Source organism: Candidatus Burkholderia verschuerenii (assembly GCF_001189365.1).
Taxonomy (GTDB): domain Bacteria; phylum Pseudomonadota; class Gammaproteobacteria; order Burkholderiales; family Burkholderiaceae; genus Caballeronia; species Caballeronia verschuerenii.
The window spans coordinates 15,001-33,632 of the sequence record NZ_LFJJ01000005.1; the positions used below are offsets into that span (position 1 = coordinate 15,001).

The window sequence follows — 18,632 nt, forward strand, 5'->3', positions numbered from 1 at the left end:
GGGGCAGTGCAGGCAGGCTCAAATCTGCCCCATCGCCATCTGCACGACGAGACTGCTCGCCGACACCGCCACCCATACACCGAGCCCGAGCAGAATCGGCCGCACGCCCGTCGCCGCCATGCGTCGCAGATTCGACGACAGCCCGATCGCGGTGAGCGCGACGATGATCATGAATTCGGCGGCATCGTGAATGGCGGGTTGCACGGCCGACGGAATCGCGCCCGACGTGCGCAGCGCCGATGCAACCAGAAACCACAGAATGAACCACGGAAAGATGCGTGCGAGATTCACGCGTCCCGCGCCGTTGCGCTTTTCCCGATACGCGACGATCAGCGACAGCGCGATGCAGATTGGGATGATCAGCGTCGCGCGCGTCAGCTTGACGACGGTCGCGTAATCGCCCGCCGCCTTGCTGTAGCTGTAGCCCGCCGCCACGACCGACGAGGTGTCGTTGATCGCGGTGCCCGCCCACATGCCGAAGCCCGTATCGGACAGATGCAGCAGATGCCCGAGCGCCGGGAACAGCAGCACCGCGACCAGATTGAACAGGAAGATGGTCGAGATGGCGAACGCGGTTTCGTGATCGTCGGGCTTGACGATCGGCGTCACCGCCGCGATGGCCGAGCCGCCGCAGATCGCCGTGCCCACGCCGATCAACAGCTTGAGCCGTCCGCCGACGCCCAGCATCCGTCCCAGCGCCCACGCCGACACGCCGGCGACCGTGATCGTCACGCTCGTCACGGCAAGCGAATCGAGCCCCGTATGCGCGACTTGCGAAAGCGACAGACCCGCGCCCAACGCGATGATCGACCATTGCAGCACGTACTTGGACGCGAAGCGGATGCCCGCGTCGAACTGGCCGCCGGGCGAGAACGTGTTACGCACCAGAATGCCCAGAACGATGCCGAAAACCGGCCCGCCGATCACCGGCAGCAGCCGCCCGAGCCACAACGCGACACAGCCGATACCGGCGGCGAGCAGCAATCCCGCCCACGTGCGCGGATGACGCGAGCCGACCGGCAAGGAAGACGCGGCGAGGGAATCGGTGGGCATGGTTCACGTCCTGTTTTGTGTGGGCGAGTGCCGTCCTCGGGCCTCGGCCCGAATCGGGGACTACGACAGAAAAAAGCGCGTTATCCCGCGTGCGGCGCGGTCTTCGGTTGATACGGCTTGAAACCGTATCGCTCGAAAATGCTCATGCCTTCAGGAGAACGGATGAAATCGAGCCATCGCCGCGCGGCCTGCGGATGCGGCGCTTGAGCCGTCACCGCGCCCGCATAGATCGCGGTGGTGTTGTCGGCGTCGGGAATATCGACGTGACTGATCGGATGCCCGGCCTGCTCCTGAAACATGGCTTCGGATTGCCACGTCACGCCGGCTTGCGCTTTTCCCTGCATGATCCACAGCGGCGTCTGCCGATGATGAATATGCGTGAGATGCGTCGAGCCATCCTTCACCTTGTCGGTGTAGACGGTCTGCACGAGCGCGTCGCCGCCCGCCTGCGCGAGCGATGCCTTGATTTGCCGCGCGATGCCTTCGAACTCGGGATTCGGCATGGCGAGACGCGCATCGGGCTTGCCGAGGTCCGCGAGTCCGGCGATATGCGTCGGGTTGTCCTTCGCGACCATGATGGTCAGCGTGTTGGTTGCATACGGCACGGCGGGCGCTTTCAGCAGCTTGCGCTCGATCTGCTTGTCGACGGCCTTGAGGCCCGCGAGATACACATCGGGCTTCACGGTCCACGTCATATTGCTAACCGTGATGGTGCCGCCGTTCTCCATCTGCTTGACGAGCATGCCGGGCGGAATCGTCTCCCAGTACACGTGACCGCGATATTCCGGATAGCGCTTCTCGAACGCGCTGACGAGCGGCGCCATCGCGAAGAAGTAATTGCCGCCGACATACAACGCGAGCGCGGGATGCTGCGGATCGCCGTGAAAATCGGCCAGATTATCGGCGTCGGGCTCGGTGAAATCGAAGCCGCGCTTCACGGCGTCGTTGTTGTCGCCGTGCTGCCACGGCGGCGCGATCGAAGCGGTCGGGTCCGCGAATGCCGGCTGCATCGCGAATGCGGTGGCGAGGCTCGCGCTCAGCATCGCGCGAGCGAGTGTCTTGCGTGATGGCGTCATGATCGTCTCTCGTGCGCGCGGTTCAGAGCGACATCAGCACATAGCCTTCGGATTCGAGCGTCGTGACCGTGGTCAGACCTGAGAGCGCCAGCGTGACGTCGTTGGACAGCCAGTCGTACTTCAACTGATGCTCGGCCACCGCCTGCGCGCAAACCGACACCGTAATGCCCGCATCCTTCAGCTCCGCGATCAGCGGCAGATTCGGATTCGGCGTGCCGAATTTCAGGCGATAGTGCGCGTCGTCGAGCGCGAGCGGCGTCGCCGCGCCATACGCGACCGCGACAATCTTCAGATGCGAGAGCGGCACGCCCGCCGCCACGTACAGGTTGACGGTGCGCGCCACGCGATCCAGCGCGGGATTCACTTCGTCCGGCGTCTTCGAGGCTTGCGTCAGCGAAAAGACAATCTTGTAGGAATGCTTGGGATTCGGTTTGAAGGCCGAGTCGCGCATGTAATGGATCTTGCCGTAGTTGTGGATCGTCGGCGTGGACCAGAAGCCCGGCGTGTCGAAATCCGCTGCCTGCGCGACGACCGATGCCGACATGAACAGCAGCGCCGCGAGGGTTCTTTTGCTTAAACGCATGATCACGACCTCCAGGTTCGATTCGATGCGAACGGAGTCTATCGGTCGCGCGGCGATCCAGAAAATACATTCGTGATATGCGATCCATGCCTCGAAGGCATGGATCGCCGATCGAGCCCTATCGTCGCATGCGCCGCGCGCGTGGCATAACAAAAAAGCATGCGAGGCATTTCTTATGGGTATTAGTGCCGCGTCCCGAAGTCTGCGAAGCTTGCAGCGCATTGTTTTGGAACTGCCGGAACAAGACGACGATGAAAGACGAGACACTCACAATCAGAACGATCACGCGTGCCATGATCGCCGGCATGTCGATGCTGACATGCATCGCGGCGAGCGCGCAAACGCCGGATAGCGCCGTAGGCGATGCCATCGCGCATCAGGGCGTGCCGCCAGCGGTGCCCGCGTGTATCGCGTGTCATGGCGCGCACGGCGAGGGCAACGCGCAAGCGGGCTTTCCACGGCTCGCGGGCCTGTCCGCCGGATACCTCGCCGCGCAATTGAACGACTTCGCGAGCGGCGCGCGTCAGCAGCCGGTGATGATGCCCATCGCAAAAGGGATGACGCCGGAGGCGCGTGCGAATGTGGCCGCGTATTTTGCGTCGCTGGATGCGCCATCGTCGGCTTCGTCGACGTCGACACAGAAGCCCGATGCGCTCGGCGAGCAACTCGCGCTGCATGGCAACTGGAAGAGCGGCGTGCCTGCGTGCGTATCGTGTTACGGCGATCAGGGCAGCGGCGTCGGCGATGCCTTTCCCGCGCTCGCCAGTCAGCCCGCCGCGTACATCAAGACGCAGCTCGCGGCATGGAAGGCGGGTACGCGCGCGCCGGGACCGCTCGGCCTGATGAGCGCAGTGGCCAAACGTCTGTCCGATCAGGAAGCGGATGCCGCCGCGACATACTTCGCGTCGTTACCGGCTGCGGCTCACAATGCGCAAGAAAGCGCCAAACAAGGGGTCGCACGATGAAATACGCATCTATCGCATGGACGTCGGTCTTCGTGGCGGGCGCGGCGGGCGCGGTCGCATTCGGCGCGATTGCGCATTCGCTCAAGCCCGATGTCGAGATCACCGCGCATCCCAAAGCGCAGGTCGAGAAGGTCGCCGCATCTGCAACGCCCGCGCCCGCGCCTGCGCGCAAGATCGATTTCACGCCGAGCGATCGTCCCATTCCCGACGACGACTTCGGCAAGGTCGTGGCCGAAGGTCAGCGCATCTTCAACGATCCGGCCAAGTATGCGAAGGCGTATGTCGGCAACGAACTGCGCTGCGCGAGCTGCCATCTCGATCAAGGACGCAAGCCCGGTTCCGCGCCGATGTGGGCCGCGTATCTGTCGTATCCGGCGTACCGGTCGAAGAATCATCACGTCAATACGTTCGCCGAACGCCTGCAGGGATGCTTTCGCTTCAGCATGAACGGCAAGGCGCCGCCGCTCGGCGATCCGGTGCTCGTCGCGCTCGAATCGTATTCGTACTGGCTCGCGCAAGGCGCGCCGCTCGATCCGAAGATCGCGGGGCGCGGCTATACGAAGATCGCCAAGCCCGCGCAGACGCCCGACTATCATCGCGGCGAAGCGGTCTATCAGGCGCGTTGTGCGCTGTGTCATGCGGCCGATGGCAGCGGCCAGCGCGCCCGCAACGGGGCGAGCGCGTTCCCGGCGCTGTGGGGCGATGCGTCGTTCAACTGGGGCGCCGGAATGGGCAGCATCAAGAATGCGGCGGCGTTCATCAAGGGCAATATGCCGCTCGGGCAGGGCTGCACGCTGAGCGATCAGGAAGCGTGGGACGTGGCGATGTTCATCGACAGTCACGACCGGCCGCAAGACCCGCGCTACACGCAATCGGTCGAGGAAACGCGCAAGCAGTTCCACGATTCGCCGCAGTCGATGTACGGGCAAAGCGTGAACGGCGGCGCGCCGCTCGGCAGCCGATCGACGCCCAATGGCGGCACCTTGCGCGCGGGCGGAAAACTGTGACGGACAGCCTGCCGAAAGCAAATCAGCGCAGAATCGAGCCTTTCGACGCACATACGACCGACCGATGAACTTCACGCATCTGTACGCGTTCTACGAAGTCGCGAGAGCGGGCGGCATCAGCGCGGGCGCCGAACGGCTGCGCGTGAGTCAGCCCGCCGTCACGCGTGAGATTCGCGAACTCGAGGACCGTCTCGGCCTCGCGCTGTTCGATCGCCTGCCGCGCGGCGTCGCGCTCACCGAAGCGGGGCGCATGCTGTTCGATTACGCCGAAAAGATCTTCGCCCTCGCCGATGCCGCGCAGAGTCAGCTCAAGGAACTCGCGGGACTCGACGCGGGGCATATGCGTATCGGCGCGAGCGCGACGGTGGGCGTCTATCTCGTGCCCGATCTGCTGGCGCGATTTTCGGCGCAGCATCCGCGCGTATCGGTCGATCTCACGGTGACCAACACGGAGAGCGTCGAAGCCGGATTGCGCGAGCTGAAATTCACGCTCGGCTTCGTCGAAGGCCCGTTCGACGATTCCATTTTGCATGCGTGCCCGATCGGCCGCGACGAGATCGCGGTGACGGCGGCGGCGGATCATCCGATGTGCGGCGAGAAGGTCGATCCGTCCGATCTTGCCGACCGCGCGGTGATCATGCGCGAGCCGGGCTCGGGCACACGCGCGATCGTCGAGGATGCGTATGCGCAGCGCAATCTGCGTATCGAGCCGCTCATGTCGGTGAGCGATACCGAAGCGATCAAGCGGCTGCTGCGCGCCAATCGCTCGCTCGCGTATCTGTCGGTGCTCAGCGTGAAGGACGAGTTGCAGCGCGGCCTGCTCAGGACGATCGATGTTGCGATGCATATCGAACGGCAACTGCATATGGTGTGGCTCAAGGAGCGCACGCTGTCGCCGAGCGGACGCGCGCTGGTCGATCTCGTGTGTCAGCGCGACGACGTGCCGCCCGTCAAACGCGAAAAGGCCGCGCGCACGCGGCCTGATGCCGAACGAGCGGCGCTTACGTCAACTGCGACGCGAACTTCGTGACGAGATACGCTTCCATCGCTTCGGTGCCGCCTTCGGAACCGTAACCGGATTCCTTCACGCCGCCGAACGGCGCTTCCGGCAAGCCCAGACCGTGATGGTTCAGCGAGATCATGCCGCTTTCGATATCGCGCGACAGCGCGCCGAGTGTGGCGGCATCGCGCGTGTAGGCGTAGGCCGCGAGTCCGACCGGCAGACGGTTCGCTTCGGCGATGACTTTATCGTAGGAACGGAAGGTCGCGATCGGCGCGATGGGGCCGAACGGTTCCTCGTTCATGATGCGCGCATCGACGGACACGTTGGTCAGCACGGTCGGCTCGAAGAAGAAGCCGCGCCGGTTCGGACGCTTGCCGCCGAGCGCGATGCTCGCGCCGTGGCCGAGCGCATCTGCGACGAGCCGCTCCATCGCGTCCACGCGGCGCGCGTTGGCGAGCGGTCCCATCGTCACGCCCCGATGTAGACCGTCGCCTGTTTCCAGGGCGCGCGCCGCATCGACGAAATGACGCGTGAATTCCTCGCATGCTTTTTCTTCGACGAGAAAGCGCGTCGGCGATATGCACACTTGCCCCGCGTTGCGGAACTTGGCGGCGACGAGCAGCTTGGCCGCGCGCGGGATGTCGTTATCCGCGAAGACGATGGCGGGCGCGTGGCCGCCAAGTTCCATCGTCGCGCGCTTCATATGCTGGCCCGCCATCGACGCGAGCAACTTGCCGACTTGCGTCGATCCCGTGAACGAAATCTTGGCGACCGAAGGATGCGCGATCAGATAACTCGATACATCGCCGGGTACGCCGAACACGAGATTGAGCACGCCTTCGGGCAGACCGACATCGACAAAAGCCTGCACTAATGCCGCGCAACTCGCGGGCGTTTCTTCAGGATCCTTAAGGATAATCGAACAGCCCGCCGCCAGCGCCGCCGATACCTTGCGCACCGCCTGATTCAGCGGAAAATTCCACGGCGTGAACGCGGCGACGATACCCACCGGCTCACGCGTGACGATCTGCGTGACGCCATCGGCGCGCGCGGGAATCACGCGGCCGTAGGTGCGCCGCGCTTCTTCCGCGAACCATTCGATGGTGTCGGCGGCGGCCAGCGTTTCCAGTCGCGATTCCGCGAGCGGCTTGCCTTGCTCCATCGTCATCATGACGGCGATGGCTTCCGCACGCGTGCGCACATGATGCGCTGCGCTGCGCATCATGTGCGCACGAACGCGGACGTCTTGCGCCATGCCGCGAAACCGCGCCTGGCCGCTTGCACGGCCTCTTCCAGATCGCGTTCATCCGCGAGCGCGACTTGGCCGATGGTCTCTTCCGTCGCCGGATTGACGACGGTTTGCGCGCGGCCGGTCGTGCACCATGCGCCGCCGATATGCAGCAGCGTATCGGGATATGCGTGATTCGAATGTTCTGCAGCCATTGCCTGCAACGCTCCTGAGAGTTAAGTACGCGATGTCGAGATGACCTTCGGCATCGCCTCGTTGTCTTCGTAGATGGGATCCCAGTTGATCATCAGCGCGATCACGAGGCCGACGACCGGCACCACCGCGATATACAGCAGCGTCGTCGCCATGCCGGCGGACGCCATGATGATCGGGAACAGGAAGAAGCCGAAGATGCTGCCGCCGCGCGCCATGCCTTGTCCCCAGCCGGAGCCGAGTCCGCGCAGTTCGGTCGGGTACGAAAGCGTCGCGAGCGTCATGCCCTGACCTGGACCGATGGAGTGGCCGAAGATCATCGCGGCGAGCAGAATCGCCATGACGTAGGGGCTCAGATGCGCGTGCATCGTGCCGAACAGCAGCAGGCTGACCGCGACGATGCAGTAGCCGAACATCGACATGCGGCGCACGCCGACCTTGCCCGAATACTTCGCGCCAAGAGCCGCGCCGATGATGCCGAACACGTTGAAGCACACCGCGCCAAGAATCGCGTTCTCCATCGAATTGCCGAAGATGGCTTGCGACATCGACGGAATATTGAAGCCGACCGAGAAGTATTCGATTGCCTGCGTGATACACACGGCCGACGCGAGAATCGTGCGCGGCAAATACTTGCCCTTGAAGAGCGCGGACAGCGTCTGCCGTTCTTCGCGCTTTTCCGCGAAGCCCGTAGGCTGCAAATCGACCTTGATGCTGTACGTCTTTTCCAGAATTTTCGCGGCCTGATCGAGCGGCAGATTGTGCGGGGCCCAGCGCGGGCTTTCATCGGCGAAGAAGTAGCGGGCCATCAGAATGATCAGCGCCGGAATCGCGCCGAAGCCGATGGCGAAGCGCCACAGATGATCGCCGAACACGTCGGTATTGAACGGCAGAATGACGAGACCGCTGCACGATGCCGCGACGTACCACATCACTTGCCACGCGCCGACGCTCGCCGTCTTCGACTTTTTGTTGACGATCTCCGCCACATACGAAAGCGCGACCGGAAAGTCGAGACCGACGCCGATGCCCATCAGCAAGCGGAAGCCGAGCAGCATTTCGAAGCTCGTCGACAGCGCCGCGCCGATGGCCGCGACCACCAGCAGCGCCACGTTGATGATCAGAATCTTGAAGCGCCCGAGCCGGTCGATATACCGTCCGCCGACGATGCCGCCCAGACACGCGCCCAGCGCCATGATCGCGGTGATCAGCCCGACTTCCGTCGGCGTGAGATGAAACGCCTGCCGCAACTGCACGATGCCGACGCCCAGGCTCGCGAAATCGTAGGCATCGACGAAGATGCCGCCGAGCGCGACGAGCGTCAGCAACAGCGTGCGCTTGTCCGAAGGGTGCGCATCGACGAACCGCTCGATGTCCTGCGCCGATTTGACGACTAACCGATCCATGTGTGTGTCTCCTGTGCTTTATCTGTTGGTGACGCTTATCCGATGCGTTCTTCCAGTTCGTTCAGCGCCGGCACGATGCCGATGCCCGGCGCTTCCCCGAGCGACACGCGCCCGTCCTTCGGTGTCGCGATCGGCCCGCACAGCAGCGTGCGCAGCTGATTCGGATTGGCGTCGACTTCGAGCATGCCGTCGCCGCCCGCCGCCGCGAGCAAATGGCCCGACGCGAGCAAGCCGAGCCCGCCGCCGAGGTAATGCGGGCAGTAGCGCAAACCGGCCGCGCGCGTCGCCTGAATCACTGGCCAGCAGCCGGAGATGCCGCCCCATTTCGCGGCATCGGGCTGTACGACGTCGTAGCCGCGTTGTTCGATAAAGGTCGCGAAGCTCTCCGCGTCCGCCAGATTTTCGCCGCCCGCGATCGGCACCGGCGATTGCTCGATCAGCGCGCGCCATTCCGCGACTGGACGATTGCAGCGCAGCGGTTCTTCGAGCCAGCCGAGATCGAACGATGCAAATTCGCGCGACATCTCCATGGCGGCAGGCAAATCCCATGCTTGGTTCGCATCGGCCTGCAAAGTGCATGCGTCGCCGATGATCTCGCGCAGGCTCGCCAGATTGCCGAGATCGCGCTCGCGCCCGAAGCCCACTTTCAGCTTGAACGAGCGATAGCCTTCGGCGGCTTTTTCGCGCACCAATTCTTCCGCGCCGACCGGATTAAGGCCGCTCGCATAGACTTCGATCTCGCCCGATGCGCCGCCGAGCAAACGCCACAGCGGCAGCTTCGCCTTGCGCGCCCACAAATCCCACAGCGCCAGATCGATGCCTGCAATCGCCTGCGCGAACGGTCCCGGCTCGCCGGATTGCAGCGCCAGCACTTCGGTGCGCTGCGTGAGCATGTGGAAGGTATCAGCGGGATGCACGACGGGATGCTCGATCAGCATCGGCCGGAACACGGACTCGACCAGCCGCGCCCGATGCTCCGCGCCCACCGACGGGAAATTGCACCAGACTTCGCCGTAGCCTTGCACGCCGTCCGAATCGGTGATGCGCACGAATACAGCGGGGCGGTCGGTCATCGTGCCGAACGATGTGCGTACCGGCGTCGCAATCGGCGCGCGGAACACGAACGCCTCGACGCGCTCGATGGCAACCGGCTCGATGCCGTGCGTGTCCAGCCGGGGAAACGCTCCGCGTCGCGTTTCGGTCATTGCCTGCCTCCTCGGTTTATTCTAAAGTTATAAAGTATGGTTTATAGTACTACCATGTTTTAGAACTTGGCAATCGGGATTGGTGCGGGCTTTCCCTGACGGCGCATCGGTTCACAATCAGGTCAAAGGAGACACGCCATGCAGAATAAACAGAACGGTTACGACTACATCATCGTCGGCGCGGGGTCGGCGGGATGCGTGCTGGCGAACCGGCTGTCCGCCGATCCCGCCTGCCGCGTGCTGCTGCTGGAGGCGGGCGGCAATGATCGCCATTTCTGGCTGAAGCTGCCGGTCGGCTATTTCCGCAGCATCTACGACACGCGTTTTTCCTGGCAATTCAAGCTGGAAAAGGAAGCGACCACCGGCATGCGCGATATCGTCTGGCCGCGCGGGCGCGTGCTCGGCGGATCGAGTTCGATCAACGGGCTGCTCTATATTCGCGGCCAGCGCGCCGATTACGACGATTGGGAAGCCTTCGGCGCGCGCGGCTGGTCCTTCAAGGACGTGCTGCCGTTCTTCAAGCGCTCGGAGAAATACGCGGGCGGCGAGACGGCGTATCACGGCGCGTCGGGCGAACTCGGTGTCTCCGACCTGCGCAACGATCATCCCTATTGCGAGGCGTGGCTGCGCGCGGGACAGGAAGCGGGCTTCTCGCGCACCAAGGACTTCAACGGCGAAAAGGACGACGGCCTCGGTCCGTATCAACTGACCATCGCAGGACACTGGCGATGCAGCGCGGCGACCGCGTTTCTGCATCCGGTGATGCATCGCCCGAATCTGACGGTGACGACCGGCGTTCACGTGACGCGCGTGCTGTTCGACGGCGACGATGCGACCGGCGTCGAATACGTGCTCGACGGCGCGACGCACACGGCGCGCGCCGAACGCGAAACGCTGCTCGCGGCGGGCGCGCTGCAATCGCCGCAACTGCTGCAACTATCCGGTATCGGCGATGCCGCGCTGCTGAAGCAACATGGCATCGGCGCGCGTGTGCATGCGCCGGAAGTCGGGCGCAATCTGCGCGATCACTATCAGGCGCGCGTCATCGTCAAGCTGAAGCATCGCATGTCGCTCAACGACGACGTGCGCAATCCGCTCAAGCTCGCCAGCATGGGCGCGCAATGGCTGTTCGGCAAACGCGGGCCGCTGACGGTCGGCGCGGGGCAGGTCGGCGGACTCGTCGCGACGGAGCACGCGCAGGGCGGCCGTCCGGACGTTCTCTTCAACGTGATGCCGCTTTCCGTCGATAAACCCGGCGACCCGCTGCACGGCTTCTCGGGCTTTTCCGCATCCGCGACGCAATGCCGGCCGGAATCGGCGGGCACGGTCGGTTTGCGCAGCGGCGATCCGTTTGCGCCGCCGCTGATCCACGCGAACTATCTGCGCGAAACGAAGGACGTGAAGACACTCGTCGCCGGTCTCAAACTGCTGCGCGAGATTTACGATCAACCGACTTTCCGCTCGCTCGTGACGGGCGAAGAACATTTGCCGGGCACGGGTTTGCGCAGCGACGCCGAACTCGAAGCGTTCGCGCGGCAGAAGGGCGGCACGGTGTTCCATCCGGTTGGCACCTGCCGCATGGGTTCGGACGATGCATCGGTCGTGGATTCGGAACTGCGCGTGTGCGGCGTCAACAAGTTGCGCGTGATCGATGCATCGGTGATGCCGAACATGATTTCGACCAACACCAACGCCGCCGCGATCATGATCGGCGAAAAGGGCGCGGTGCTGGTTCAGGGACGCATCTCCGCGCCGGCGCTGGCCGAGGCACTATAGTAGAGGTTCTATAGTCCAGACATGCTGACAATGACACGTGCCTCGCTGGCGAGTCCCATCCCGCTTTATCTTCAGATCGCCGATGCGCTGCGCGACCGTATTGCGCGCGGCGTGTGGCAGCAAGGCCAGCTGATTCCGACGCTCGAACAGATCGCCGGAGAATTCGATGTCGCGCGCGTCACGGCGCGGCAAGCGGTGCAATTGCTGATGACCGAAGGCGCGCTCACGCCGCAGCGCGGGCGCGGCACGTTCGTGTCGGCGGCGGCGCCGTCGATCAAACCGGTGCAGGTGGTGACCAATCTGCAGGAACTGGCGGAGATGTATCGCTCGACCACGCCCGAACTGCTCACCGTCGATGAAAACAGCCGCGTGCCCGCGGTCGGCGCGTCGCTCGGCACGCTCGCGCCCGCTTATACGCACATGAAGCGCGTGCATTCCACCGATGGCGCGCTGTATTGCGTGATCTCGCTCTATCTCGACGAGCGGATTTTCTCGACATCGCCGGAGCGCTTTCGCACGCAGACGGTCATTCCGCTGCTGATGGACCTGAAGCCGTGTCCGATCGCGAAGGCGCATCAGACGCTGACCATCGGCAGCGCCGATGCCGAAACCGCGCGGCTGTTGCGCGTGCCCGCGGATTCGCCGATCGCGCGCGTCGAACGCGTGTTCAACGATCGCGACGGGCTGGTGATCTATTACGCCGACGTGGTGTATCGCGGCGACGTGGTGCGCGTCGAAATGGATCTCGGCGGCACGTCGCTGCGCAAGAAATAAGCTCAGACGTCGCCGCTTTTGAAGGTCCCCGCGACGTACTCGTATTCTTCCGTGTTGATGTGCGTCAGACGATATTCGACCGGCTTCTGATTGATCGAATACGCGACCCGTTCCACTTCCAGCACCGGCGCACCCGTCTCCAGTTCCAGCAGCCTGCCTTCCAGTTCGCTCGCGCGCGCGATGCGCAGGCGTTCGTCCGTCCCCGTCACGTTGATGCCGAATGCATCCTGATAGAAGTTGTAAAGCGTATTTGGGCGGCTGCGCAGCATGCTTTCGGTGAGTCCGGGAAACTTCGTCTCGGGCAGCATCACCGTATCGACCACGACGACCTTGTCGTGCAACGCGAGCGCATTGGTGAAGACGAACAGACGCGTGCCATCGTTGATCCCCAAGCGCGCGGCGACGGCCGGCGGACACTTCGCGCGCTTGAAGTTGACCAGCGTGACGACCGGATAAGCGCGGTCGCCGTCACGCCGCGCCACGCGGAAAAAGCGGAAGAAATGCCGGTCGCGCCGATGCTGCGCGACGAAGGTGCCCAGCCCCTGATGCCGGATCAGGATGTTCTCCGCGCATAACTCGTCGATGGCCTTTCGCAGCGTGCCGATCGACACGCCGAAGCGTTCTGCGAGCTTCTTCTCGGACGGAATCACCTCGCCGCCTTTCCATTCCTGCGCTGTGAGCGCGGCCAGCATCGCCTCCTTGACTTCCTTGTATCGCGTACCGCCGGGACCGACCGGCATGGCCGTGACTGTGCTCATCGCGCCTCCCTCGACTTCTCTCTGAACGTGCCTCGATTGTACCCGTGCGGCGCAAACATGTAACACATATAGATGAGTTAGTTGGCATGGATGATATCGACGCCTACTATGCATTTCAACGGACAGGCGCAGGCCGTGTCGGCCGGCCTTTCGGACCATCACCAAAAGGAGGAGCACATGAGTTACGCAGCAGCGGGAGCAAGCGGTGCAGCCAAGGCGGAAGCGGGCGAACGCAGGACGATCCATATCGTGCTGCACGAAGCCAAGGACACGGTCGGCGTCGCGGTAGTCGAGGGCATCAAGGCGGGATCGCAGTTGAACGCGTGGATCATGGACGAGGACGAAATCGTCACGGTGCCCGCGAAGCAGGACATTCCCATCGGTCACAAGGTCGCGCTCAAGGACATGAAGGTCGGCGACACGGTGTTCAAGTACGGCGTGGATATCGGCAAGGTCGTTGCGCCCATCACGGCGGGCGAGCACGCGCACGTGCACAACATCAAGACGAAGCGCTGGTAAGCCGCGCCGTCAGATCAGTCGGATCGGAGCACCTTCACCCCACATCGAGAGAGACATCATGAGCGTGATTCAACTGGACACTACTTTCCGCGGTTATCGCCGGGAAAACGGCCGCGTCGGCGTGCGTAACCACGTCATCATTCTTCCCGTGGACGATCTGTCCAATGCCGCCGCGATGGCCGTCGAAGCCGCGATCAAAGGCACGATGGCGATTCCGCATCCCTACGGCCGTCTGCAATTCGGCGCGGACCTCGACCTGCATTTCCGCACGCTGATCGGCGCGGGCTCGAACCCGAACGTCGCGGCGGTGATCGTGATCGGCATCGAGGAAGGCTGGACGAAACGCGTGGTCGACGGCATCGCGAAGTCGGGCAAGCCGGTGATGGGCTTCGGCATCGAACTGCACGGCGATCACGATACGATCATGCGCGCATCGAAGGCCGCGAAGGAAATGGTCCAGTACGCGACCACGCTCGAACGCGAGGAATGTCCGATCAGCGAACTGTAGGTATCGACCAAGTGCGGCGAGTCGGACACGACCTCGGGCTGCGGCGCGAATCCGACCGTCGGCAACGCGTTCGACAAGCTTTACGGACTCGGCAACACGCTCGTGTTCGGCGAAACGTCGGAGCTGACCGGCGGCGAGCAGATAGTCGCGGCGCGCTGCGCGAACGACAGCGTGCGCGAGCGCTTCCAGTTCATGTTCGATCGCTATCAGGACATGATCAATCGCTGGAAGACCGACGATATTTCGGAATCTTAACCAACAAAGGGCAATATCGCGGGCGGCCTCACGACCATCGAGGAAAAGGCGCTCGGCAATATTCAGAAGATCGGCAAGAAGTGCATGGTCGACGTCGTGCTCGACAAGGCCGAAGAGCCGACGCACGCGGGGCTGTGGTTCATGGACTCGTCGTCCGCCGCCGCCGAAATGGTGACGCTGTGCGCGGCATCGGGCTTCGCGGTGCATTTCTTCCCCACCGGCCAAGGCAATGTGATCGGCAATGCGATCGTGCCCGTCATCAAGATCTGCGCGAATCCGCGCACCGTTCGCACGATGGGCGAGCATATCGACGTCGATGTATCGGGTCTGCTGCAACGCGAGCAGAACCTCGACGAAACCGGCGACAAGCTGCTCGAATGCATGCTCGCGACCGCCAACGGCCGCTGGACGTCGGCCGAAACGCTCGGCCATCGCGAGTTCGTGCTGACGCGTCTGTTCGAAAGCGCGTAAGCACGCGAGCACACAAGGCATCAGAGGCAAACCAGACACCGGTGCGCGCGCCGGTTCGACAGCCGTCACAGAAACGGCGCGAACCGGGTTGCGCGCCCGTCGACATCCGGCAGCAGCGAGTGGAGGAGACACCATCTTGCGCGTGCTCAAGCATCTATACGTCCAGGTCCTGATCGGCCTGACAGCCGGCATTCTTGTCGGCTATTTCGCGCCCAAACTCGGCGTGCAATTCAAGCCGCTCGGCGATACCTTCATCCGTCTGATCAAGATGCTCATCACGCTTCTGATCTTCTGCACGGTGTCCGTGGGCATCGCGCGCATGGAGAGTCTGAAGCAGGTCGGACGCGTCGGCTTCAAGACGATTCTCTACTTCGAAGTGGTTACGACCATTGCGCTGGTCATCGGCATGATCGTCGCGAATGTCGTGCATCCGGGCGCGGGTCTCGATATCGATCCGAAGACGCTCGATCCCGGCGCGGTTTCGCATTTCGTTACCGAAGTGCATTCGGCGGAAAACAAGAGCCTGCTGGAAGAACTGGTGCCGAACTCCGTCGTCGGCGCGTTCGCGCGCGGCGATCTGTTGCAGGTGCTGCTGTTTTCAGTGCTGTTCGGCGTGGCCTTGTCGCTGATGTCCGAGCGCAGCAAGTTCCTGGCGCAAGGCATCGAACAACTCGGCGACGCGTTGATGCGTATCGTCGAGATGATCATGCGGCTCGCGCCGCTCGGCGCATTCGGCGCGATTGCCTTCACCGTCGGCAAATACGGTATCGGCGCGTTGCAGCAACTGGGGCTGTTGATCCTGTGCTTCTACGTGACGAGCATTGTGTTCGTCGTGCTCGTGCTCGGCACCGCCTGCCGCTGGGCGGGCGTGAGTCTATGGTCGCTGCTGCGCTATTTGCGCGAGGAATTGCTGATCGTGCTCGGCACGTCGACGACGGAATCCGTGTTGCCGCGTCTGATGGAAAAGCTCGAACGGCTCGGTTGCCCGAAGTCGGTCGTCGGCCTCGTGCTGCCGACCGGCTATTCGTTCAACCTCGACGGCGCGGCCATTTATCTGACGATGACCTCGCTGTTCATCGCGCAGGCGACCAACACGCATCTCACGCTGATGCAGCAACTCGTCTTGCTCGCGATCTTGCTGCTGACGTCGAAGGGCGGCGTGGGCGTCGCGGGCACGGCGCTGGTGGCGCTCACGGCCACGCTGTCGTCGCATAACATCATTCCGGTGGCGGGCATCACGCTGATCATCGGCATCGATCGCGTGCTCAACGAGATTCGCGCGCTCGTCAACATGATCGGCAATGCGGTGGCGACGCTGGTGGTCGCGCGCTGGGAAGGCGTGTTCGATGTCGAGACGGCGCGTGCCATACTCGCGGACCCGCGCGCTGCCCTGAAAGAGGAAAGCCGCATGTTGATCGAATCCGCGCAGGATATGCAGAAATGACCGTAACCGACGATATCGTTCTTTCGCCCGCCACACTGCACTCGCTCGCGCGCCGCGCCTTGCTCGAAGCGGGCGCGACCGCCGCCACTGCCGACGCCACCGCGCACGCGCTGGTCTACGCCGATGCACGCGGCCTCTCGTCGCACGGCGTCGCGCGCTTGCCTATGTATCTCGCGCAATTGCGCAACGGCCGCGTCGATGCCGCCGCGGTGCCCGCCATCGTGCGCGACAAGGGCGCGGCGTTTCTCGTCGATGCCGCCGATGGCCTCGCGTTCGATGCCTGCGCGCTGGCGATCTCGACCGGCATCGAACGCGCGCGCACCTTCGGCACGGCGGCGGCGAGCGTCACGCGCAGTCATCACTTCGGCGCGGGCGCGTATCACCTCGAAGCGGTCGGCAAGGCAGGGCTCGTCGGTCTCGCGTTCAGCAACGCGCCGGGCTCGATGCCCGTGTGGGGCGGCAAGCATCCCTTGCTCGGCACCAATCCGATCGCTGCCGTGTTTCCGCGCGCGAAGGCGGAACCGTTGATGATCGATCTGTCGCTCTCGCACGTGGTGCGCGACGGCAAGCCGATTCCCGAAGGGTGGGCTACGACCATCGACGGCGAGCCGACCACCGACGCGCGCGCCGCGCTCGACGGCATGATGCTGCCGTTCGGCGGCGCGAAAGGCGCGGTGCTCGCGCTGATGGTGGAACTGCTGGCGGCGGCGCTATCGGGCGCGCAATTCGGTTCAGAAGCGGGCTCGTTTCTCACCGAAGACGGACCGCGTTCGCGCGTCGGGCATCTGTTCTGGCTGCTCGATCCGGATGCGCTGGCGGGCTCGCGCGTCTATCAGCAGCGCATCGAAACGCTCATCGAACTGATGCTCGTCGATGACGACGTGCGCCTGCCCGGCTATCGGCGGCACGAGATCGCGGCGGCCAGCGCAAGCGCGGGCATCGCGTTGAATCGTAAATTATTCGAACAATTGAAGACGCTCGCCAACGACCGGGCCGACGCGCTCTGAAGCAGAGCCGATCACGATCACACGAACGAACAGGATAAGCAACAACCGGCAAGCTCCTTCCCCAGCGATACAAAAACAGGCCTCCTTCGAGACGCCCGGAGACAAGCATGCGCAAGATCTTTCGTCAGATTTACGTGCAGGTTCTCATCGCAATCGTCGCCGGCGCGCTGCTCGGCCATTACTTTCCGCATGTCGGGCAAAGCGTCGCGCCGTTGAGCACGGCATTCATCAAGCTCGTTAAGATGGTGACCGCGCCGCTGATCTTCGTGACGATCGTGCTCGGCGCGAAGGAGATGGGCGGCGCGGGCGCGATGGGGCGCATCGGCGGCAAATCGATCATCCTGTTCGAGCTGACGACGACCATCGTGCTGCTGATCGGCTTGTGGGCCGTCAACACCATTCAGCCTGGCGCGGGCATGAATCTCACGCCGAGTTCCATCGATGCCAGCGTGCTGAACGGCTATGAACGTTCGATGCACGCATCCGGCGGCGTGATGGGTTTTCTGCTCGGCATCATTCCCGATAGCGCGGTGTCGGCGTTCGCGAACGCGGACATGCTTCAGTTCGTGCTGTTTTCCGTGCTGTTCGCGATCGGGCTGTCGCATGCGGGCAAGACGGGCGAGACGGCGTACAAGTTCTTCGAAGGCGTCGGCAGCGCGCTGTTCGGCGTCGTGCGTATCGTGATGCGGCTCGCGCCCATCGGCGCATTCGGCGCGATGGCGTATGCGGTCGGCAAGTTCGGCTTCGGCACGATGAACTCGCTGTTCATGCTGTTGGTCACGGTCTATGCTGCGACGCTCGCGTATATCGTGCTGATTCTCGGCGGCATCTGCCTGATGTGCGATGTGAGTCTGTGGCGTCTGCTCAAGTACATTCGCGGCGAGATTCTGCTGGTGATCGCGACCGTATCGTCCGAAGCCGCGTTTCCGCAACTCGTGAAGAAACTCGAAGCGCTCGACTGTCCGACCGGCGTCGTCGGCATCGTCATGCCGATGGGCTACACGTTCAATCTGGCGGGAACCTGCGTCACGCAGGTGATTTGCGCGGTGTTTATCGCGCAGGCGTTCGGCATTCAGTTGTCAGTGGCGGAACAGGCGGTGCTGGTCGGCATCTCGATGCTGACCTCGCGCGGCATGGCGGGCGTGGCGGGCGCGAGCTTCATCTGCCTGCTCGCGACGCTGGCCGCGTTCAAGCATATTCCGATCGAAGGCGCGGCGATTGTGCTGGGCGTCGATCGCTTTATCGCCGAGATTCGCGCGACAACGAATATGATCGGCAATGTGGTGGCCACCGTCGCTGTCGCGCACTGGGAGCGTCAGCGCGACGACGTCTGCATGCGCGAAACGCTCGGCATGCCGCCCAAAGTCGTGACGCGATGAAT

At 63.5% G+C, this 18,632-nt stretch carries 15 protein-coding genes and 2 pseudogenes; 10 read left to right on the forward strand and 7 right to left on the reverse strand.

The window, feature by feature from the left end:
* Positions 1-18 precede the first annotated feature (18 nt).
* The 3 genes from BVER_RS02295 to BVER_RS02305 all read right to left on the reverse strand — a co-directional run bounded on the left by BVER_RS02295 (position 19) and on the right by BVER_RS02305 (position 2,712).
* Entirely contained in the window at positions 19-1,053 is a 1,035-nt protein-coding gene (locus tag BVER_RS02295; RefSeq protein ID WP_050451916.1) for a YeiH family protein, read from the reverse strand.
* An 80-nt stretch (positions 1,054-1,133) separates the two neighbouring features.
* Positions 1,134-2,129 (reverse strand): molybdate ABC transporter substrate-binding protein, encoded by a 996-nt coding sequence (locus BVER_RS02300; protein WP_050451917.1) that lies wholly within the window; start codon positions 2,127-2,129, stop codon positions 1,134-1,136.
* Positions 2,130-2,151: 22 nt separating this feature from the next.
* On the reverse strand, positions 2,152-2,712 hold the full coding sequence (locus BVER_RS02305; RefSeq protein ID WP_050451957.1) for a DsrE family protein: 561 nt from the start codon (positions 2,710-2,712) through the stop codon (positions 2,152-2,154).
* Positions 2,713-3,005: 293 nt separating this feature from the next.
* On the opposite strand from BVER_RS02305, the gene BVER_RS02310 reads away from it, so the two are divergent.
* The 3 genes from BVER_RS02310 (at position 3,006) to BVER_RS02320 (ending at position 5,714) form a co-directional block, all read left to right on the forward strand.
* The gene (locus BVER_RS02310; protein ID WP_232316339.1) at positions 3,006-3,677 is read left to right on the forward strand and encodes a c-type cytochrome; all 672 of its coding nucleotides are present in this window, start codon (positions 3,006-3,008) and stop codon (positions 3,675-3,677) included.
* On the forward strand, positions 3,674-4,684 hold the full coding sequence (locus BVER_RS02315) for a c-type cytochrome (protein WP_083452009.1): 1,011 nt from the start codon (positions 3,674-3,676) through the stop codon (positions 4,682-4,684). Before BVER_RS02310 ends, BVER_RS02315 begins: the two co-directional genes overlap by 4 nt.
* 64 nt (positions 4,685-4,748) lie before the next feature.
* Positions 4,749-5,714, forward strand: a complete 966-nt coding sequence (locus BVER_RS02320; protein WP_083452010.1) for a LysR family transcriptional regulator — start codon at positions 4,749-4,751, stop codon at positions 5,712-5,714.
* Here the strand turns inward: BVER_RS02320 and BVER_RS02325 are convergent.
* From BVER_RS02325 to BVER_RS02335, 3 genes and pseudogenes are all read right to left on the reverse strand, one after another.
* Positions 5,686-7,130: pseudogene (locus tag BVER_RS02325) on the reverse strand (NAD-dependent succinate-semialdehyde dehydrogenase). The gene BVER_RS02320 and the pseudogene BVER_RS02325 sit on opposite strands and share 29 nt — an antisense overlap.
* 21 nt (positions 7,131-7,151) lie before the next feature.
* The gene (locus BVER_RS02330) at positions 7,152-8,534 is read right to left on the reverse strand and encodes an MFS transporter (protein ID WP_050451918.1); all 1,383 of its coding nucleotides are present in this window, start codon (positions 8,532-8,534) and stop codon (positions 7,152-7,154) included.
* Between the two features lie 35 nt (positions 8,535-8,569).
* Positions 8,570-9,739 carry a mandelate racemase/muconate lactonizing enzyme family protein gene (locus tag BVER_RS02335; protein WP_050451919.1) on the reverse strand — a complete coding sequence of 390 codons (1,170 nt, stop codon included), beginning with the start codon at positions 9,737-9,739 and terminating at the stop codon, positions 8,570-8,572.
* A gap of 138 nt (positions 9,740-9,877) precedes the next feature.
* Here BVER_RS02335 and BVER_RS02340 point away from each other — a divergent pair, with 138 nt between their 5' ends.
* Together BVER_RS02340 and BVER_RS02345 are read left to right on the forward strand one after the other, a co-directional pair.
* Entirely contained in the window at positions 9,878-11,515 is a 1,638-nt protein-coding gene (locus tag BVER_RS02340) for a GMC family oxidoreductase (RefSeq protein ID WP_050451920.1), read from the forward strand.
* 30 nt (positions 11,516-11,545) lie between these two features.
* Complete coding sequence (locus BVER_RS02345) at positions 11,546-12,289, forward strand: GntR family transcriptional regulator (protein WP_050451960.1); 744 nt, start codon at positions 11,546-11,548, stop codon at positions 12,287-12,289.
* A 2-nt stretch (positions 12,290-12,291) separates the two neighbouring features.
* On the opposite strand, the gene BVER_RS02350 is transcribed toward BVER_RS02345, so the two are convergent.
* Complete coding sequence (locus BVER_RS02350; protein WP_050451921.1) at positions 12,292-13,047, reverse strand: GntR family transcriptional regulator; 756 nt, start codon at positions 13,045-13,047, stop codon at positions 12,292-12,294.
* A gap of 249 nt (positions 13,048-13,296) precedes the next feature.
* Between BVER_RS02350 and BVER_RS02355 the strand changes: the two genes are divergently transcribed.
* From BVER_RS02355 to BVER_RS02375, 5 genes and pseudogenes are all read left to right on the forward strand, one after another.
* Positions 13,297-13,566, forward strand: a complete 270-nt coding sequence (locus BVER_RS02355) for a UxaA family hydrolase (protein ID WP_050451961.1) — start codon at positions 13,297-13,299, stop codon at positions 13,564-13,566.
* A 58-nt stretch (positions 13,567-13,624) separates the two neighbouring features.
* Positions 13,625-14,800 (forward strand): annotated as a pseudogene (locus tag BVER_RS02360) (UxaA family hydrolase).
* A gap of 136 nt (positions 14,801-14,936) precedes the next feature.
* On the forward strand, positions 14,937-16,244 hold the full coding sequence (gene dctA / locus BVER_RS02365; RefSeq protein WP_050451922.1) for a C4-dicarboxylate transporter DctA: 1,308 nt from the start codon (positions 14,937-14,939) through the stop codon (positions 16,242-16,244).
* Positions 16,241-17,251: an Ldh family oxidoreductase gene (locus tag BVER_RS02370; RefSeq protein ID WP_050451923.1), complete on the forward strand. Its 1,011-nt coding sequence runs from the start codon at positions 16,241-16,243 to the stop codon at positions 17,249-17,251. Before dctA ends, BVER_RS02370 begins: the two co-directional genes overlap by 4 nt.
* 107 nt (positions 17,252-17,358) lie before the next feature.
* Complete coding sequence (locus tag BVER_RS02375) at positions 17,359-18,630, forward strand: cation:dicarboxylate symporter family transporter (protein WP_050451924.1); 1,272 nt, start codon at positions 17,359-17,361, stop codon at positions 18,628-18,630.
* The last annotated feature ends 2 nt before the right edge of the window (positions 18,631-18,632 follow it).